This is a genomic window from Frateuria sp. (genome assembly GCF_013362045.1).
GTDB lineage: Bacteria > Pseudomonadota > Gammaproteobacteria > Xanthomonadales > Rhodanobacteraceae > Frateuria_A.
Genome location: NZ_JABFWW010000219.1, coordinates 1 through 17,627, shown reverse-complemented (window position 1 = coordinate 17,627; position 17,627 = coordinate 1). Strand labels below are relative to the sequence as shown.

At 68.6% G+C, this 17,627-nt stretch carries 15 protein-coding genes and 1 tRNA gene; 8 read left to right on the top strand and 8 right to left on the bottom strand.

Translation table 11 applies throughout. The features are described from left to right. The first annotated feature begins 179 nt into the window (after positions 1-179). Positions 180-1,187 (top strand): TIGR00266 family protein, encoded by a 1,008-nt coding sequence (locus tag HOQ08_RS10535; protein ID WP_291194264.1) that lies wholly within the window; start codon positions 180-182, stop codon positions 1,185-1,187. A gap of 83 nt (positions 1,188-1,270) precedes the next feature. Here HOQ08_RS10535 and lgt read toward each other — a convergent pair whose 3' ends face one another. Continuing rightward, the gene (gene lgt / locus HOQ08_RS10530) at positions 1,271-2,149 is read right to left on the bottom strand and encodes a prolipoprotein diacylglyceryl transferase (protein WP_291194260.1); all 879 of its coding nucleotides are present in this window, start codon (positions 2,147-2,149) and stop codon (positions 1,271-1,273) included. Positions 2,150-2,332: 183 nt separating this feature from the next. Between lgt and HOQ08_RS10525 the strand changes: the two genes are divergently transcribed. Then, positions 2,333-4,279, top strand: a complete 1,947-nt coding sequence (locus HOQ08_RS10525; RefSeq protein WP_291194257.1) for a S9 family peptidase — start codon at positions 2,333-2,335, stop codon at positions 4,277-4,279. Positions 4,280-4,330: 51 nt separating this feature from the next. On the opposite strand, the gene HOQ08_RS10520 is transcribed toward HOQ08_RS10525, so the two are convergent. The 4 genes from HOQ08_RS10520 to HOQ08_RS10505 form a co-directional block, all read right to left on the bottom strand. After that, positions 4,331-4,834: a TPM domain-containing protein gene (locus HOQ08_RS10520; RefSeq protein ID WP_291194254.1), complete on the bottom strand. Its 504-nt coding sequence runs from the start codon at positions 4,832-4,834 to the stop codon at positions 4,331-4,333. After that, positions 4,834-5,718, bottom strand: a complete 885-nt coding sequence (locus tag HOQ08_RS10515) for a TPM domain-containing protein (RefSeq protein WP_291194251.1) — start codon at positions 5,716-5,718, stop codon at positions 4,834-4,836. The genes HOQ08_RS10520 and HOQ08_RS10515 overlap by 1 nt, the downstream gene beginning before the upstream one ends. Before the next feature lies 1 nt (position 5,719). Next, positions 5,720-6,334 (bottom strand): LemA family protein, encoded by a 615-nt coding sequence (locus HOQ08_RS10510; RefSeq protein ID WP_291194247.1) that lies wholly within the window; start codon positions 6,332-6,334, stop codon positions 5,720-5,722. Positions 6,335-6,465: 131 nt separating this feature from the next. Further along, positions 6,466-6,852: a diacylglycerol kinase gene (locus HOQ08_RS10505; RefSeq protein ID WP_291194243.1), complete on the bottom strand. Its 387-nt coding sequence runs from the start codon at positions 6,850-6,852 to the stop codon at positions 6,466-6,468. 249 nt (positions 6,853-7,101) lie between these two features. Between HOQ08_RS10505 and HOQ08_RS10500 the strand changes: the two genes are divergently transcribed. The 6 genes from HOQ08_RS10500 (at position 7,102) to HOQ08_RS10475 (ending at position 14,641) form a co-directional block, all read left to right on the top strand. Next, the gene (locus HOQ08_RS10500; protein ID WP_291194240.1) at positions 7,102-8,658 is read left to right on the top strand and encodes an oligopeptide:H+ symporter; all 1,557 of its coding nucleotides are present in this window, start codon (positions 7,102-7,104) and stop codon (positions 8,656-8,658) included. 43 nt (positions 8,659-8,701) lie between these two features. Then, positions 8,702-9,967, top strand: coding sequence for an ATP-binding protein (locus HOQ08_RS10495; RefSeq protein ID WP_291194237.1), 1,266 nt, complete (start codon positions 8,702-8,704; stop codon positions 9,965-9,967). 67 nt (positions 9,968-10,034) lie between these two features. After that, the gene (locus HOQ08_RS10490; RefSeq protein ID WP_291194234.1) at positions 10,035-10,610 is read left to right on the top strand and encodes a response regulator transcription factor; all 576 of its coding nucleotides are present in this window, start codon (positions 10,035-10,037) and stop codon (positions 10,608-10,610) included. A 142-nt stretch (positions 10,611-10,752) separates the two neighbouring features. Next, positions 10,753-13,005: a TonB-dependent receptor gene (locus tag HOQ08_RS10485; protein ID WP_291194231.1), complete on the top strand. Its 2,253-nt coding sequence runs from the start codon at positions 10,753-10,755 to the stop codon at positions 13,003-13,005. 11 nt (positions 13,006-13,016) lie between these two features. Beyond that, positions 13,017-14,183: a sialidase family protein gene (locus HOQ08_RS10480; protein WP_291194228.1), complete on the top strand. Its 1,167-nt coding sequence runs from the start codon at positions 13,017-13,019 to the stop codon at positions 14,181-14,183. Beyond that, the gene (locus HOQ08_RS10475) at positions 14,180-14,641 is read left to right on the top strand and encodes a hypothetical protein (RefSeq protein WP_291194226.1); all 462 of its coding nucleotides are present in this window, start codon (positions 14,180-14,182) and stop codon (positions 14,639-14,641) included. Before HOQ08_RS10480 ends, HOQ08_RS10475 begins: the two co-directional genes overlap by 4 nt. 220 nt (positions 14,642-14,861) lie before the next feature. Here HOQ08_RS10475 and HOQ08_RS10470 read toward each other — a convergent pair. The 3 genes from HOQ08_RS10470 to alaS all read right to left on the bottom strand — a co-directional run. Further along, positions 14,862-14,954, bottom strand: a tRNA-Ser gene (locus HOQ08_RS10470). A 69-nt stretch (positions 14,955-15,023) separates the two neighbouring features. Further along, positions 15,024-15,230: a carbon storage regulator CsrA gene (csrA, locus tag HOQ08_RS10465; protein ID WP_209618355.1), complete on the bottom strand. Its 207-nt coding sequence runs from the start codon at positions 15,228-15,230 to the stop codon at positions 15,024-15,026. A gap of 270 nt (positions 15,231-15,500) precedes the next feature. Beyond that, positions 15,501-17,627 (bottom strand): alanine--tRNA ligase (alaS, locus tag HOQ08_RS10460; RefSeq protein WP_291194221.1); only part of this gene is annotated, 2,127 nt, incomplete at its 5' end.

Here is a 17,627-nt window from a genome sequence, read left to right as displayed (position 1 = left end):
GGTGCGGTCGGTTTTTTCGGTGCCGTGGTGGAGCACGTGGTCGAGCAGGTCGAGGTAGGCGCGCATGGGATGGATTCTAGCGGCTGGGGCCATGGCGGGGCGGATACCGGTGACATCCGTCACTCCCCTGCCCGGCCGGCGCCGGCCTAGACTGGGGTCTTTCAACCAGGGACGCCCCCATGACCCAGTGGTATTTCAGCTACGGCAACAACGAACGCATCGGCCCGCTGGACGACGAGGCCGCGCGGGCGCAGGCGCGCAGCCGTCCCGACGGCTACTGCTGGAAGGAAGGCTTCGGCGAATGGCGGCCGATCCACAGCGTGTTCCTGGCCTCCACCGCCGTGGCCGTGGCGCCGCCGCCGGTGCCCGCCGGACGCTACGGCGCCGCGGATGAAATCGACTACCGCATCGTCGGCAACGACATGCAGTTCGTCGAGGTGGAGCTCGACCCGGGCGAGAGCGCCATCGGCGAGGCCGGCGCCCTGATGTACAAGGAAGCGGCCGTGCAGATGGACACCGTCTTCGGCGATGGCTCGACCGCGTCGCAGGGCGGCGGCTTCATGGACAAGCTGCTGTCGGCCGGCAAGCGCGTGGTCACCGGCGAGAGCCTGTTCACCACCGTGTTCACGCACACCGGCAGCGGCAAGGCCAAGGTCGCCTTCGCCGCGCCCTACCCCGGCACGGTGATGGCGATGAAGCTCTCCGAGCACGGCGGGCGGCTGATCTGCCAGAAGGATTCGTTCCTCGCCGGCGCGCGCGGCGTGTCGCTGGGCATCTTCTTCCAGCGCAAGATCCTCACCGGCCTGTTCGGTGGCGAGGGCTTCATCATGCAGAAGCTCGAGGGCGACGGCTGGGTGTTCGTGCATGCCGGCGGCACCGTGGTCGAGCGGGAACTCAAGCCCGGCGAACGGCTGGACGTGGACACCGGCTGCGTGGTGGCCTTCCACGACACGGTGAGCATGGACGTCAGGGCCGTGGGCGGCATCAAGAGCATGCTGTTCGGCGGCGAAGGCGTGTTTCTGGCCACGCACACCGGGCCGGGCAAGGTGTGGCTGCAGTCGCTGCCGTTCTCGCGCATGGCCGGCCGCATGCTGGCCGCCGCGCCGCAGGGCGGCGGGCAGCGCCGCGGCGAGGGTTCCATCCTCGGCGGCCTGGGCGACCTGATCGGCGGCGACCGCAACTTCTAGCACCGCAACGTAGGGTGGGGCTTCAGCCCACCGGCCGTCTGGCCGGAAAGCATGGTGGGCTGAAGCCCACCCTACGGAAAAGCTCAGTGCGCCGCCAGCGCGAGCGTCGGCGCCCGGCGCGACAGCGCCACCAGCACCAGCCCCACCACGATCAGCGGCAGCGACTGCACCTGCCCCATGGTCAGCCAGCCCCACGCCAGGTAACCGAGCTGCGGGTCGGGCACGCGCACGAATTCCACGCCGAAGCGGAAGCAGCCGTACATCAGCGCGAACAGTCCGGATATCAGGTAGCGCGGGCGCGGCTTCAGCGACACCAGCCACAACACCGCGAACATCACCACGCCTTCCAGCGCCATCTCGTACAGCTGCGAGGGGTGCCGGGGAATCCCGCCGAATTGCGCCAGCTGCTGCGCCAGCGCCGGCTGGTCGTGCGCCAGTTGCACGTCCTCCGGCTTCGCGTTCGGAAAGATCATCGCCCACGGCACGCTGCCGGGCTTGCCCCACAACTCGCCGTTGATGAAGTTGCCCAGCCGCCCCAGCCCCAGGCCCAGCGGCACCAGCGGCGCGACGAAATCCATGGTGTCGAAGAAATGCAAACGGTGCCGCCGCGACCACCACCAGGCCGCCGCCAGCACGCCGAGCAGGCCGCCATGGAAGCTCATGCCACCGTCCCACACCTTGAACAGCGCCAGCGGGTCGGTCCAGATCCAGTGCGGACCGCCGGCGTAGTAGAAGAGCATGTACCACACGCGCCCGCCCACGATGATGCCGAGCATGGCGTAGAAGGCCAGGTCGCTCAGCGCATCGCGGCTGACCGGCAACCGCCCCCGACGACGACGCCGTTCGCCCAGCAGGCCCGCGCCCAGGAAGCCCAGCAGGTACATCAACCCGTACCAGTGCACCTGCACGGGTCCGATGTGGAAGGCGACCGGATTGAAGTCGACGGTGAACGGCTGGGTCATGGCTGGATGCGGGTGGGCAAAGTCCAAGTGTAGCCGGGCCTGCCCGGGCGGCGCAGGCCCTTCCCGCCCACGACCTGCGGTCACTAGAATCCCCGGACCAGGCGGCATGGGGATGCCGCCCCGGCCGGTCGCCGCGCTCCCGGCGACCGGACCTGCAAACCAGGAGCTCGGGGGAAATGGATGATGAACCGACTCGTGCGGGCCGCCCTGTGCGCGGCCACGCTTCTGATGCCTGCGATCGCCGCAGCGGCCGACCTGCTGCCGGTGGAGGACTTCGCGCGCCACCCGCAACTGTCGATGCCCAGGCTCTCGCCCGACGGCAAGTACCTGGCCTTGCGCTGGGACGACGGCAGGCAGCACGCGCTGATGATCTACCGCGTGGAAGACATGTCCAAGCCCGTCAGCATGCTGCGCATGCCCAAGTACGAACTGCCGGCGGGCATCACCTGGGTCAGTCCCACGCGGCTGGTGGTCGAAAAAGGCAAGGAACTGGGCTCGATCGACAGGCCGGCGTTCACCGGCGAAATCATCGCCACCGACGTCGATGGCAAACGCCAGGATTACCTGTACGGCTACGAGTCCATGTACGGCTCGCGCTCCGAAACGCGCGGCAGGGACCGCGGCTGGGGCGCCGTCGACGACCTGCCCGAGCGCGCCAACGGCCATTTCTACATGCGCGCAACCAGTTGGGAGAACCAGGACAGCAGCTACCTCTACGACGTCGACGCCACCGCCAATACACGCCATCTGGCCGGCGACATCAACGTCGGCGGCATGAGTTTCATGGTGGCTCCCGACGGCCAGGCGCACTTCGCCTACGGCCGCAACGACAACTTCGACTACGTCGTCTACCACCGCGAAGGCAACCGGTGGCAGCGCCTTGCCCAGGCGCAGATCGGCGGCACCTTCACGCCGATCGGCGTCGCGCCCGACCACCAGCGCATCTATGCCTGGTACGACGCCGGCGGCGCCCCCGCTTCGCTGGTCGAGCAGGACGAAGCCGGATCCAACCGCAAGGTGCTCGCCGCCGCGGGCTTCGGCGAGGTCGCCGGCATCGAATGGACGCCGCTGCCGCGCCAGCCGTTTGCCACGATCATGGACACCGGCGTGCCGCAGGTGCAGTACATCGACCCGAACCTGCCCGCGGCCAAGCTGCACCGCGCGCTCGGCCTGAAGTTCCCGGGCCAGTACGTGCACTTCATCGACTACAGCGAGGATGGCGGGCAACTGCTGTTCAGCATATCCAGCGATCGCAATCCTGGCTCCTATTTCCTGATCGACACGCACACCTACAAGGTCAGGCGGCTCTTCGATGCCTCTCCCTGGATCGACCCGGCGAAGATGGCCGAACGCCGCCCGCTGCAGTTCAAGGCCAGCGACGGCACCGAGCTGGAAGCCATCCTCACCTTTCCGCCCGGCCGCGCCGAGGCCAACCTGCCGATGGTGCTGCTTCCGCATGGCGGGCCGATCGGCGTGCGCGACGACTGGTTCTACGACGACGACGCACAGTTCCTGGCCAACCGCGGCTACCTGGTGCTGCAGGTCAACTACCGCGGCTCCGGCGGCCGGGGCGAGGACTTCCAGGAAGCCGGCTACCTCAAGTGGGGCACGCGCATCCAGCAGGATCTGATCGACGGCGTGAAATGGGCGATCGCCAGGCAATATGCCGACCCCGGGCGCATCTGCGTCTACGGCGGCAGCTTCGGTGGCTACTCGGCGATGATGACCGTGGTGCGGGCGCCTGGCATGTTCAAGTGCGCCGTGGGCTACGCGGGCGTCTATGACCTGAAGATGATGTACAAGAAGGGCGACGTGCGCGAAAGCAAGAGCGGCCGCAGCTATCTCACCACCGTGATCGGCCGGGACGACGCCGAGCTCGATGCCAACTCCCCCGACAAGCTCGCCGACAAGATCGACGTGCCGGTGCTGCTGATCCATGGCGAAGACGACCAGCGCGCACCGTTCGCCCAGGCCAAGGCCATGCGCGCCGCGCTCGATGCCGCGCACAAGCCTTACGAGTGGATGAGCAAGCCGGGCGAAGGCCACGGCTTCTACGACGAGAAGAACCGGGTGGACTTCTACAACGCGCTGCAGGCGTTCCTGGAGAAGCACATCGGCAAGGGCGCCTGACGCGGGCTCATCATGCAGCTACGCACGGCCGCCGCAGGGCGGCCGTCGTTTTCAGAGGAGCACCGGCCGGTCGGGCAGCTCGTCCGGATTGGGACGGTCGCCCGCGGGAAAGTGCTCGCGCAGCAACGCATGCACGGCCTCGATGCCGGCCAGGCTGCCCTCGCGCCACTGCGCCCGCGCGAAAGCATCGCGCATGCGCTGGCAGATGGCGTCCCACTGCGGCTGCGCCACGCGGCGGGCGATGCCGCGGTCGGCGACGACCTCGATCCGCTGTTCGGACAACAACAGGTAGATCAGCACGCCGGTGTTGTCCTCGGTGTCCCACACGCGCAGCTGGGCGAACACCGCCTGCGCGCGCACCCGCGCGTCGATGCCGGCCAGCACCGCACGCAGCGGCAAGCGCGACTCGACCGCGAAGCGCACCTCGCCCAGGTGGCTGCGCTCGCCGGCGCAGACGGCATCGGCCAACTCGTCCAGCAGGCTCGCAGGAAAGCGCTGGCGCAACTGGAACCAGCCGCCGAACAGGTTGACGAACATCCGCTGCGGGCGCGTCATCACCAGCTCCCCGAGGAACCGCCGCCGCCGAAACTGCCTCCGCCCCCGCTGAAGCCACCGCCGCCGCCTCCGAAGCCGCCGCCTCCAAACCCGCCGCCCCCGAAGCCGCCCCAACCACCCCAGCCGCCGCCGCCGATCGAGCGCCCACCGCCGCCGGGCAACAGCATCAGCACGCCGCCGATCAGCGCGCCCAGCACGGCCGCACCCAGGCTCGCGGCCAGCAGCCACAGCACGACGCCAGTAATGCCCGCGCCCAGCGGCGTGCGCACGAACAGATTGGCGCGACCGAACAGGTTGCGCAGGAAGAAGGCGATGAATACGCCGATGAACAACATGTGCTGCAGACCCAGACCGCGATGCTCGGCCGGCGCGCCCTGCACCGGCGGCGGCAACGGTTCGCCGTCGATCAGCTGGGTCAGCGCGCCGACCGCATCATGGATGCCGCCGTAGTAGTCGCCTACGCGGAACTTCGGCGCGATGTACTCGCGGATGATGCGCGCAGTGGCCGCATCCGGAATGGCGCCCTCCAGACCATAGCCGACCTCGATGCGCACGCGCCGGTCGTCCTTGGCCACCAGCAGCAGCACGCCGTCGTCGGTGCCCTTGCGGCCGACCTTGTTCTGCTCGGCGACGGCGAGCGAATAGCTTTCGATGTCCTGTCCGCTAGTGCTGCCCACCACCAGCACCACCAGTTGCGCGCCCTTGCGCTTCTCGAGATCGACCAGCTGGGTGTCGAGCTGGTCCACCTGCTGTGCGTCGAGCGTGCCGGTCAGGTCGGTGACATGGCGGCCGAGCGTGGGCACGTCGGTCGCCTGCGCGCGCGGCCCCGCCACGAAAAGCAGGGCGAGCAGCAGCCATGCCAGCCGCGGCAGGCGAGCGGCCATCTCAATGCGTCGAGGCGGCGGGCGCCGGCGTGCCGAAGTCCACCGTCGGCGCGGTGGAAATGGCCTTCTCGTTCTCCACGCCGAAGTTGGGCTTCACCTGATAGCCGAAGACCTTCGCGGTGAGGTTGTTGGGGAAGGTGCGGATCATCGCGTTGTACTGCTGCACCGACTGCACGTAGCGGTTGCGCGCCACGGTGATGCGGTTCTCGGTGCCTTCCAGCTGCGCCTGCAGGTTCTGGAACAGGCCATCCGCCTTGAGGTTGGGATAGTTCTCGCTGACCACCATCAACCGCGACAGCGCGCCGGACAACTCGCCCTGCGCCTGCTGGAACTGCTTGAGCTTCTGCGCGTCGTTGACCATGTCCGGCGTCACCTGCACGCTGCCGACACGTGCGCGCGCGTTGGTGACTTCGGTGAGCACGCGCTCCTCGTGCTGGGCGTAGCCCTTGACCGTATTGACCAGGTTGGGCACCAGGTCGGCACGGCGCTGGTACTGGTTGAGCACCTCCGACCAGGAGGCCTTGACCGTCTCGTCCTGGCGCTGGATGGCGTTGTAGCCGCAGCCGCTCAGCAGCATGGCAAGCAACGACAGCACGAACACGCGAAGGGTCTTCATGGCGGCACTCCGATCTGTGAGAAGGCCAGCGTAGGCGGAGCCTGCGGCCAGCGTCAACGAGCGCGTATCCCGCAGGGTGGCCTCAACCCACCGCGGTTTTCGTGCCAAGAGCCGGTGGGCAGAAACCCACCCTACATGCCCAGGAGCGTAGGCAGGCGCGGCCCGACAATCAGCGCCCAGCTCAGGCCCATGAAAACCAGCAGCACGAACACCGCGGCCGACCCCATGTCCTTGGCGCGACCGGCCAGTTCGTGGAAATCCGGGCTCACCTTGTCGACCACCGCCTCGACCGCCGAGTTGAGCAGCTCGGTGGAAAGCACCAGGAACATCGGCAGCACCAGCGCCAGTTTCTCCAGCGCGCCGTGGCCGAGATAAAGGCCCAGCGGAATGGTGACGATCGCCAGGCAGATCTCGAAGCGGAACGATGCCTCGTAGCGCCAACCGGCGCGCAGGCCCTTGATCGACCAGCGCAGCGCATTCCACAGTTGCCGCGGTCCGCGGAAGCCTTCGGCGGCCATGCGCGGTCAGCGTCCGTGACGCCTGATGCCGGTCCGAAGCGGCGGAAGCTGATCTGTCGGCATGGTGGCGATACTCGCTTTCTTCGGCGGCGGACGCGCGATGATGCCACAGCGCCGGTGACTGCTCGGCATGTCGCAGTGCAGCGTTACCGCTGCGGCGGATGGGTTACCCTCGGTGGTTGCAGCCCGGTTCAGGGTTGCAGAGCAGGCCGCGCAGCGGCAGTCAGTACCCATCCGCTCGGAATTCCCATGGCAATCCAGAATCCTCCCGTGTCGCAGACGCGATCCTTCAGCACCGTCTTCCTGATCGAAATGTGGGAGCGCTTCGGCTTCTACGGCATGCAGGTGTTGATGGTCACCTACATGATGAAGAAGCTCGGCTTCGTCGACACCCACGCCAACCTGGTGTGGGGCGCGGCCGCGGCGCTGATCTACGCCACGCCCGCCATCGGCGGCTGGGTCGGCGACAAGCTGATCGGCACGCGCCGCACGATGTTGCTGGGCGCAGTGGTGCTGGGGCTGGGCTACGCGATGCTGTGGATCCCCACCGACAACCCCTACCTGCTGTACTGCGCGCTGGGCGTGATCATCGTCGGCAACGGCTTCTTCAAGCCCAACGCCGGCAACCTGGTACGCAAGATCTACGAGGGCGACGACACGCGCATCGACAGCGCGTTCACCATCTACTACATGGCGGTGAACGTCGGCTCGATGATCTCGATGACGCTCACCCCGTGGGTCCGCGACTACGTAGGCGAGCGCTACGGCGATGCTTGGGGCTGGCACACCGCCTTCGGTATCTGCGCCATCGGCCTGCTGCTGGGCCTGGTCAACTACACGCTGATGAGCCGCACGCTGCGGCACATCGGCTCGGCGCCGGACCAGAAGCCATTCAACCTGGCCCGCTTCGGCGCGGTGCTGGCGGCGGCGACCGGCATGGTGTTCGTTTCCGCCTTCATCCTGCAGAGCCAGACGGTGGCGCGCATCTGCGTGTATGCGGCGGGCGTGGTGATCCTGGGCATCTTCATCCACCTCATCCGCTCCAGCGAGCGCAGCGAGCGCGCCGGCCTGGTCGCGGCGCTGGTGCTGACGATCCAGACGATCTTCTTCTTCATCTTCTACCAGCAGATGTCCACCTCGCTGAACCTGTTCGCGCAGAAGAACGTGAACCTGGACTTCGGCGTATTCGGCTGGCACCTCTTCACCTGGATCCCGGAGCAGTACCAGAACTTGAACGCGATCTGGATCGTGCTGCTGAGCCCGGTGCTGGTGGTCGGCTACAACTCGCTGGGCCGCATCGGCAAGGAGCCGTCGGTGGCCGCCAGGTTCGCCTGGGGTTTCGCCGCGGTCGCCGCCGGCTTTTTCATCTACGGCGTCGGCGCGCAGTGGGCGGTGGCCGGCCAGGTGTCCTCCTGGATCATGGTCTGGGGCTATGGCCTCTATTCGCTGGGCGAGTTGCTGGTCTCGGGTCTCGGCCTGGCGATGATCGCCCGCTACGTGCCGGCCCGCATGGGCGGCTTCATGATGGGCGCCTACTACGTCGCCTCGGGCATCTCGCAGTACCTGGGCAGCGTGGTCGCCAACTTCGCGCACATCCCCGAAGGCCTCACCGATCCGGTGCAGTCGCTGCAGATCTACACCAGCCTGTTCACCAAGCTCGGCTGGGTGGGCGTGGGCTGCACGGCGATCGCCGTGGCGGTGCTGCCGCTGATGAAGAAGCTCTCCAACAGCCACGCCGAACATGCCGCGGCAGCCGGCCCGCTGCCGCCGGTACGCAGCGAGGAAGGCTGGGAACTGCCGGGCTGATCCTGCAAGGCGCCGCGGGCTGCCGCGGCGCCTTCCTCACGCCATGCCCCACAGGCAAGCCAGCCGCCGCATCGGTCCTTTCGCGCTGGCGCGCACGCTGGCCTGGCTGCGCCTGTGCGCCATCGCCGGGCAGAGTGTGGCGGTACTGGTCTGTGCGCTGTGGATGCACCTGGCCATCCCGTTGCTGCCGCTGCTGACCGGCATCGGCGCGCTCGCGGTGTTCGCTGTGTTCGCCGCCTGGCGGCTGAGCCAGCCCCGGCCAGTGCGCGAATGGGAGACCATCGGCCACGTCGCGGTGGACACGCTGGTGTTGGGCTACCTGCTGTACTTCACCGGTGGCGCCAGCAATCCGTTCGTGACCCTGTTGCTGGTGCCGATCGCGCTGGCGGCCGCCGCGCTGTCGGTGCGTGCCGTGCTGGCGGTGGCAGCGATCGCCGGCGTCGCCTACCTGCTGCTGGCCTACCGGTTCGTGCCGCTGCCGATGCCCATGCACGGCGGCGGCTTCCCCCTGCACGTCGCTGGCATGGGCGTGAACTTCGTGATCACCGCGCTGCTGCTGGGCTTCTTCATCAACCGGCTGGCGCGCGCGCTGCGCATGCAGCAGCTGGAAGTGCAGCGCGTGCGCGAACGCGCGCTGCGCGACGAGGGCATCCTCGCCATCGCCACCCAGGCCGCCGGCGCCGCGCACGAGCTCAACACGCCGCTGGCGACCATGCGCATGCTGCTGCCGGAACTGCGCCGCGAACACACCTCCGACCAGGGCCTGGCCGAGGACCTGACGCTGCTCGAGGCGCAGGTCGAGCGCTGCCGCGGGATCCTGCGCGAGATGGTCGCCTTCGGCCAGACCCAGCTCTCGCAGGAAGCCGAACAGATGCCGCTGCAGGCTTTCGTGCAGGGCTGCCTGGAGCGCTTCCAGCTGCTGCGCCCGGAAGCGGAGTTGGCGCTCGATCTGCCCGAGACCGCCGCACGCCTGGTGCTGCGCGTGCCGCCTGGCCTGCGCCATGCGCTGATCAACCTGCTCAACAATGCCGCCGATGCCTCGGCAGCGCGCGATTCGGACGCGGTGGAACTGCAGATCCGCTGCGAGCACGGCTGGCTGGAATTGACCGTGCGCGACCACGGCCCCGGCTTCGACGTCGACGGAACGGTCGCGCTGGGCCGCAGCGGCAAGCAGGGCGGCCTGGGCCTCGGCCTGGCGCTGGCCGAAGCCACCGCCGAACGCCTCGACGGCGAACTTGCCGCCGGCAACACCGAACAAGGCGCGCAGGTCCGCCTGCGCCTGCCGCTGGCTGCGATCGGCGCCGATTGACCCGCCGCGTGCACGCGCGGCGCGCTCGGGCAAGAATGTCACTCCTGCTTCCGTTGCTGCCGCCCTCATGACCGATGCCCACGCTTCCCGCCAGCTGCTGATCGTCGATGACGACGCCACCTTCGTCCGCGTGCTTTCGCGCGCCGTCGCTTCGCGCGGCTTCGAGGCGATCGGCGCCACCCGCGCCGACGAGGCCCGCATGCTGGCGCGGCGCCACCAGCCGCGCTACTGCGTGCTCGACCTCAAGCTGGGCGAGGAGAACGGCCTCAAGCTGATCTCGGAGCTGCACGCGCTGGTGCCGCAGATGCGCATCCTGCTGCTCACCGGCTATGCCTCGATCGCCACGGCCGTCGAGGCGATCAAGCGCGGCGCGCACGATTACCTGGCCAAGCCGGTGGATGCCGACGCAGTGGTGCGCGCGCTGCTCGAGGGCGAGGGCTCGTCGGCGATCGACGACGAGCCGCCGGAGGCGCCCGAGGCGCCGCTCGCCTTGCGCCGGCTGGAGTGGGAACACATCCAGCGCGTACTGACCGAATGCGACGGCAACATCTCCGAGACGGCCCGCCGCCTGGGCATGCATCGGCGCACGCTGCAGCGCAAGTTGAGCAAGCATCCGGTGCGGGAGCGGCCCGAGCCGGAATAGCCATCGCGGTTCCGCATAGCGGGAGCGAGCCATTCCGGCGCAGTGGAGCGGCTTCACACACCCCTCTGCGACAACAAGCCGCCTGGTGGTGCACAGTGGCGCCGCTATGCTGCCTGGCCTAGATCCGCCTCCAGAGTCGTCCATGACGTCCCGATCGCCCGGTTTGTGCGCGCTCGCCCTGCTGGCCCTGCCCGGCCTGCTGCATGCCGCCGGCAGCCCACCGCAGGCGACCACGCTCTCGCCGGTGATGGTGCATGCCAGCGACACCGGGGTTACCGAGACGCCTGCCGTCGGCGTGCGCGTCACCCGCACGAAACTGCAACGGCAGAACGTGACCACCAGCGCCGACGCGCTGCGCTTCGCCCCCAACCTGCAGGTCCGCGAGCGCTACATCGGCGATCCCAACGCGGTCATCAGCGGACGCAACGCCGGCACCCTGCAAAGCGCGCGCAGCCTGGTCTATTCCGATGGCCTGCTGCTGTCCAACCTGATGACCAACGGCTGGGACGGCGCGCCGCGCTGGGGCATGGTCAGCCCCGAGGAAATCGGTGCGGTCGACGTGCTGTACGGACCCTACTCTGCGCTTTACCCTGGCAACTCGATGGGCACCACGGTGCTGATCCACACCCGCCTGCCGCAGCGGCTCACCGCCAGCGCCAGCGCCCAGTACTTCAGCCAGGATTTCGGCGACGCCTACGGCGCCGGCGGCCACTACGACGGCCACCATATCGCCGCCTCGCTCGGTGACAAGCAAGGTCGCTGGAGCTGGTTGCTCAGCATCGACCGGCTCGACAACCACGGCCAGCCGATGCAATACGCCACGGCCAGGGCTGGCGGCAACGCCGCCGCGGTGCCGGTCAGCGGGGCCACGGCCGACCGCAATCCGAGCGGCAGCCCGCGGCTGGTCTATGGCGCCAACAGCATCGAGCACACCGTGCAGACCCAGGCCAAGCTCAAGCTGGGCGTGGACATCACCGACCGCGTCGCGGCCTTGTTCACGCTCGGCTGGTGGCGCAACCATGCCGAGGACCGCACGCGCAGCTTCCTGCGCGACGCTGCCGGCCAGCCGGTCACCGCCGGCGCGATCAGCGCCTACGGCAGCACCTGGACGCTGCCGCCGAGCGGCCTGGCGCCTGCTGCCAACCAGGACACGCACCTGCTCTACGGCGCGGAACTCAACGGCCGCCTGGACAACGGCTGGCACTGGACCACGGTCACCAGCCACTACGGCTTCGCACGTGCGCAGGCGCGCAGTGCAGCCTTGCCGCCGCCGGCAGGCCCGCTGGGTGGCCCGGGCAGCATCGCCGACAACGCCGGCTCCGGCTGGGATACGCTCGACCTGCGCAGCTCCGGCCCGCTGGGCGGGAGCCATATGCTCTACGCCGGCCTGCACGGCGACCGCTACGTGCTCGACTCGCGCGTGCACGCCGCCAGCGACTGGCGCGGCGCCGCCGACGGCCCGCTCACTGGTGCCTTCGCCGGCCGCACGCAGACCCGCGCCGCCTACCTGCAGGACGTGTGGAGTTTTTCGGCCGATTGGGCGCTGACCCTCGGCGCGCGCTGGGAGCAATGGCGCGCCTATGCGGGCAGCCGCGCCGATGCCAGCGGCGCGCAGCGCTACGGCGACCGCCGGCGCAACGACCTCTCGCCCAAGGCCGCGCTGGAATGGGACTTTGCGCCGGACTGGCAACTGCGCCTGGCCTACGGCAAGGCAGTGCGCTATCCGACCGTGGCCGAGCTGTTCCAGGGCTCGATTTCCGCCAACGCGATCGTGGGCAACGACCCCAACCTCAAGCCCGAGCGCGACAATTCGCTGGACCTCACGCTCAAGCAGAGGTTCGAGCGCGGCCACTGGCGCGTCTCGCTGTTCCAGGATCGCATCGCCGATGCGCTCTACACGCAGACCGACGTCACCGTCACGCCCACGATCACCAACGTGCAGAACATCGACCTCACGCGGCTGCGCGGCATCGAGGGCGAGATCGCGCTGACGGACGTCTGGACGTCCGGACTGGACCTGACCGCCAGCGTCGCCCTCAACGATGCCAAGACCCTGCGCGACCGCCGCTATCCGTTGGCCGAGGACAAGTGGTTCCCGCGCATCCCGCGCCTGCGCGCCAGCCTGTTCGCCGACTACCGCTTCGCCCCGGGCTGGAACGCCTCGCTGGGCGTACGCCGCTCCGGGCGCCAGTACGGCGCGCTGGACAACAGCGACTTCGTCGACGCCTATGGCGCCGTCAGCGCCTTCACGGTGGCCGATGCCAAACTGCGCTGGCAGTTCGCGCCCCGCTGGACCGCGTCGCTGGGCGTGGACAACCTCACCAACGCCCGTTACTGGGTCTACCACCCCTACGCCGGCCGCACCTGGGTCGGCGAAGTGCGCTGGGATCTCTAGAGGAACCGCCGATGCGCCGATGGCTGCCGATCCTGCTTTGCCTCGCCGCACCGCTGGCGCTCGCCCACGAAGGCATGGCGATGCCGAAGGAGCCGCCGCTCGGCGCCACCGCCGCGTTCGACGCGCACGGCCGGTTGTGGCTGGTGGACGCCGCGGACGGTCACGTGCGGCTGCGCCACTCGGATGACCTGGGCAAGACCTTGAGTCCGCCGCACGCAGTCAACGCCGTGCCCGAGCCCATCTACGCCGAGGGCGAGAACCGCCCCAAGCTCGCCTTCGGCCCGCACGGCGAGTTCTACGTGAGCTGGTCGCAGCCGCGGGCGAAGTCTTGGACCGGCTTCGTGCGTTTCGCCCGCTCGCTCGACGGCGGCACGCATTTTTCCGCGCCCGTCACCGTGCATCGCGACCGCGCCGAGATCACCCACCGCTTCGATGCACTCGCCGTCGACGGCCATGGCCGCGTAGTGCTGGCCTGGATCGACAAGCGCGACCAGGCCGCGGCCGAGGCGGCCGGCAAGCCCTACCTGGGCGCCGGTGTCTACTACGCCTGGTCGGACGACGGCGGCGCGCACTTCCAGCCCGAACGCAAGCTCGTCGACCACAGCTGCGAATGCTGCCGCATCGCATTGGCGCGCACGCCGCAAGGCGATGTCGCCGCCTTCTTCCGCGCCGTCTACGGCGACAATATCCGCGACCATGCCTATGCCGTGCTGCGCACCGATGGCAGCACCGCGCGAGCCGAACGCGCCACCTTCAGCGACTGGCACATTGCCGGCTGCCCGCACCACGGCCCGGGCCTGGCGATCGCCGCGGACGGCATCCGCCACGCCGTCTGGTACGAGGCCAGCGGCAAGCCCACGATCTGGTACGGCCAGCTCGTTCCCGGGCAGCACGCCGAACATGCACAGGTCATCGCCGGCGCTGGCGCAAGCCACGCCGACATTGCCACGCGGAGGAATACCGTGTGGATCGCCTGGAACCAAGTCGACGCCACCGGCGAAGCGTTGATGATGCGGCGCTCGGATGACGGCGGGGTGCATTTCGGCGCGCCCGCCACCCTGGCGAACTCCGCCGGCGCCGTCGGCTCGCCGCAGGTGCTGTTGCACGACGGCCGGGCCTACGTGGCCTGGAATACCGCTGCCGGCTTCCGGCTGGTGCCGGCGCAGGCCGCGCCATGAAATACTGGATCGCTGCGCTGCTGCTTTCGATCGGTACGATCGCCCAGGCCGGCGCGCTGCAACCGCTCCGTGCGGCCGACATCCCCGCCCTGGTCGCGTCGCCCGCGCACGGCGAACGGCTGATCGCCCTGTGGGCGCTCGATTGCGCCTATTGCGAACCCAACCTGCGGGCACTGGCGCGACTCCAGCAGGCGCATGCCGGAACCATCGAGCTCGTCACCGTGGCCACGGACGACTTCACCCAGCGCAAGGCCATCGAGGAGCGCCTGCACACGGCCGGCGTGGAGGCATGGAAGGCCTATGCGTATGCCGACGCCACGCCGGAGCGCATGAGCTATCTGCTCGATTCCGGTTGGGGCGGCGAGACGCCGCGCGTGCTGGTGATTCGCGCCGACGGCACGCGGCAAGGCTACAGCGGCGAGCTCACCGAAAAGCAGTTGCGCGCGATCACGCCGTGAAATGCGGATCGCGCCGAGGCGCTCCGCAAACTCGGACGATGCGCTCGGCTGCAACGTCTCGGGCGCTCCGAGAAAGCGGATTGACGCAAACGGACAGAACGCCCAGGCAAGTGCGGCGGGCCATCTATGTAGACGACGTGGGATGGCCGAACCGAAAGCCCCGACACACCTTTCTCCGCCGGATATGCAAAACGCCCCGTGCGGGGCGCTTGCCTTAAGCTGGCGGAGAGAGAGGGATTCGAACCCTCGATAAGGCTTTTGACCCTATACTCCCTTAGCAGGGGAGCCCCTTCGGCCTCTCGGGCATCTCTCCGGGTATGTTCCGCGCTTCGCGGAGCCGGCAAGGATACCTACCGGCGCTGCCTAGGTAAAGCGTCTGTGATCAATGTTCGCCGGTTTCGCCGGACGTGCCGCCACCGGACTCGTGCTCGCCCTTGATCCGCTGATAGATCTCTTCGCGATGCACCGCCACGTTCTTGGGGGCGTTGATGCCGATACGCACCTGGTTGCCCTTCACGCCGAGAACGGTAACGGTCACCTCGTCACCGATCATCAAGGTTTCACCGACCCTGCGGGTCAGAATCAACATGTTGTATTACTCCATACGCTGTTGGTCACAGGCCTGCTGCGCGACGAAGCTTCACCCCTGAGCCCATCGCCAGTCAGTTCGACGAACGTCCGTCGAAGGCCCTACCGCCTTCCCCGGCTTACAGCCAAGACACCCACCATGAATGCCCTTGCCTTGCGGTGACACCATGGGTCGATGCCACCGACAGTCAACGGATACTAGCCGAGCGCAAGTGCCTTGCGCAACGCATTTGGCGGGCGATAAATCCCCGATTCACAAAGCCCTGCACGCCTAAAGCTGCTGGCCGATCCATTCCGGCAAGGCATCCAGCAGGGCCGACAACTGCGCGGTGTCCAGGCCGCCACCCTGGGCCATGTCCGCGCGGCCGCCACCCTTGCCCTCGATCTGCCGGGCAACGTGCGAAACCACCTCGCCTGCCTTGATCTTGCCCAGCGCCACACCGTGCACGCCGGCGACCAGCGAGACGCGCCCGTCCACCGCGCCGGCGAGCAGCACCACGCAATCACCCAACTGCTGCTTGAGCTGGTCGACGCTGTCGCGCAACGACTTGGCGTCGAAGCCTTCCAGGCGCGCGGCCACCACCTTGATGCCGGCCACGTCGCGGGCATGCACGGCCAGGTCGGCGGTGGCGCTGCCGGCGGCCTTGCTGCGCAGCGATTCGAGCTCGCGCTCGAGCTTCTTCTGGCGGTCGAACAACTGGCGCAGCTTCTCGACCACCTCGTCACCGTTGCCCGAGAGCAGGTGCGCCAGCTCGCCCAGGCGACGCTCCTCGTCGGCGACGTAGGCCAGCGCGCCCGCGCCGGTCACCGCCTCGATGCGGCGCACGCCGGAGGCCACGCCCGCTTCGCCGACGATCTTGAACAGACCGATGTCGCCGGTACGGTCCACGTGCGTGCCGCCGCAGAGTTCCGTGGAGAATTCGCCCATTTTCAGCACGCGCACTTCGTCGCCGTATTTCTCGCCGAACAGCGCCATCGCGCCGAAGGCAATCGCCTCGTCGTAGGCCATGTGGCGCACTTCGGCCGGCGCGTTGCGGCGCACCTCGGCGTTGACCAGCGCCTCGACGGCAGCGAGCTCGTCGCGGCCGACCGGCTTGAAGTGCGAGAAGTCGAAGCGCAGCCGCTCGGGCGCCACCAGCGAACCCTTCTGCGTGACGTGCTCGCCGAGCACCTGCCGCAGCGCCGCGTGCAGCAGGTGGGTGGCCGAGTGGTTGAGCACCGTGGCCTGCCGGCGAGCGGCGTCGACTTGAGCGTCCAGCGTGTCGCCGGTGCGCAGCGCCACGCCATGCCAGCGGCCGGCGTGGCCGAAGAACACGCCGCCCATCTTGAGCGTGTCGCTGACTTCGAAGCGGCCATCCGCGTGGCTCAGCATGCCGGTATCGCCGACCTGGCCGCCCGACTCGGCATAGAACGGCGTGCGGTCGAGGATCACCAGGCCTTCCCCGCCATCGTCCAGCACGTCGAGCTGCTTGCCGTCGCGCACGATGCCGACCACCTTGCAGCCCTCCGCCGCGAGCGCCTCGTAACCGAGAAACACGGTAGGAGCGATGCGGCTGGCGAGTTCGGCCGGCATCTGGCCCTTGGCCGCGAAGCGGCTGCCCTCGCGACTACGGTCCTGCTGTTCCTTCATGGCCTGCTCGAAGCCGGCCATGTCCACGCTCAGCCCGCGCTCCCGCGCGATGTCGGCGGTGAGGTCGACCGGAAAGCCGTAGGTGTCGTACAGGCGGAATGCGTCGGCGCCAGGAATGGTGTTGCCCGCCTTCTTCGCCACTTCGTCGAACACGCGCATGCCGTGCTCGAGCGTCTCGCCGAAGCGCTGTTCCTCGGTGCGCAGCGCGTCCTCCACGAAAGCCTGCTTCGCCGCGAGCTCGGGATACGCCGCACCCATCTCTTCCACCAGCGGTGCGACCATCTTCCAGAAGAAATCACCGCGCACGCCGAGCATCCAGCCGTGCCGCAGCGCGCGGCGGACGATCCGGCGCAGCACGTAGCCGCGGCCTTCGTTGGAAGGCAGCACGCCGTCGACGATCAGGAAGGAGCAGGCGCGGACGTGGTCGGCGATCACGCGCAGCGACTTGTTGGCCAGGTCCCTCGTGCCGGTGAGTTCGCCGGCCACGCGGATGAGGTGCGCGAACAGGTCGATCTCGTAGTTCGAATGCACGTGCTGCAGCACCGCGGCCAGGCGCTCCAGGCCCATGCCGGTGTCCACGCAGGGTGCCGGCAGCGGCGAGAGCGTGCCGTCCGGCGCGCGGTCGAACTGCATGAACACCAGGTTCCAGATCTCGATGTAGCGATCGCCGTCCTCGTCGGGCGAGCCGGGCGGGCCGCCGGCCACGCTCGGGCCGTGGTCGTAGAAGATCTCGGTGCACGGACCGCAGGGGCCGGTGTCGGCCATCTG

What these genes read in the sequence shown, in the direction of transcription:
- HOQ08_RS10510 (WP_291194247.1), bottom strand. Translation starts at nt 6,334, where the DNA reads ATGAAGACCCTTCGCGTGTTCGTGCTGTCGTTGCTTGCCATGCTGCTG.
- HOQ08_RS10480 (WP_291194228.1), top strand. Translation starts at nt 13,017, where the DNA reads ATGCGCCGATGGCTGCCGATCCTGCTTTGCCTCGCCGCACCGCTGGCG.
- HOQ08_RS10490 (WP_291194234.1), top strand. Translation starts at nt 10,035, where the DNA reads ATGACCGATGCCCACGCTTCCCGCCAGCTGCTGATCGTCGATGACGAC.
- HOQ08_RS10505 (WP_291194243.1), bottom strand. Translation starts at nt 6,852, where the DNA reads ATGGCCGCCGAAGGCTTCCGCGGACCGCGGCAACTGTGGAATGCGCTG.
- HOQ08_RS10500 (WP_291194240.1), top strand. Translation starts at nt 7,102, where the DNA reads ATGGCAATCCAGAATCCTCCCGTGTCGCAGACGCGATCCTTCAGCACC.
- lgt (WP_291194260.1), bottom strand. Translation starts at nt 2,149, where the DNA reads ATGACCCAGCCGTTCACCGTCGACTTCAATCCGGTCGCCTTCCACATC.
- HOQ08_RS10475 (WP_291194226.1), top strand. Translation starts at nt 14,180, where the DNA reads ATGAAATACTGGATCGCTGCGCTGCTGCTTTCGATCGGTACGATCGCC.
- HOQ08_RS10495 (WP_291194237.1), top strand. Translation starts at nt 8,702, where the DNA reads ATGCCCCACAGGCAAGCCAGCCGCCGCATCGGTCCTTTCGCGCTGGCG.
- HOQ08_RS10485 (WP_291194231.1), top strand. Translation starts at nt 10,753, where the DNA reads ATGACGTCCCGATCGCCCGGTTTGTGCGCGCTCGCCCTGCTGGCCCTG.
- HOQ08_RS10515 (WP_291194251.1), bottom strand. Translation starts at nt 5,718, where the DNA reads ATGGCCGCTCGCCTGCCGCGGCTGGCATGGCTGCTGCTCGCCCTGCTT.
- HOQ08_RS10525 (WP_291194257.1), top strand. Translation starts at nt 2,333, where the DNA reads ATGAACCGACTCGTGCGGGCCGCCCTGTGCGCGGCCACGCTTCTGATG.
- HOQ08_RS10535 (WP_291194264.1), top strand. Translation starts at nt 180, where the DNA reads ATGACCCAGTGGTATTTCAGCTACGGCAACAACGAACGCATCGGCCCG.
- csrA (WP_209618355.1), bottom strand. Translation starts at nt 15,230, where the DNA reads ATGTTGATTCTGACCCGCAGGGTCGGTGAAACCTTGATGATCGGTGAC.
- HOQ08_RS10520 (WP_291194254.1), bottom strand. Translation starts at nt 4,834, where the DNA reads ATGACGCGCCCGCAGCGGATGTTCGTCAACCTGTTCGGCGGCTGGTTC.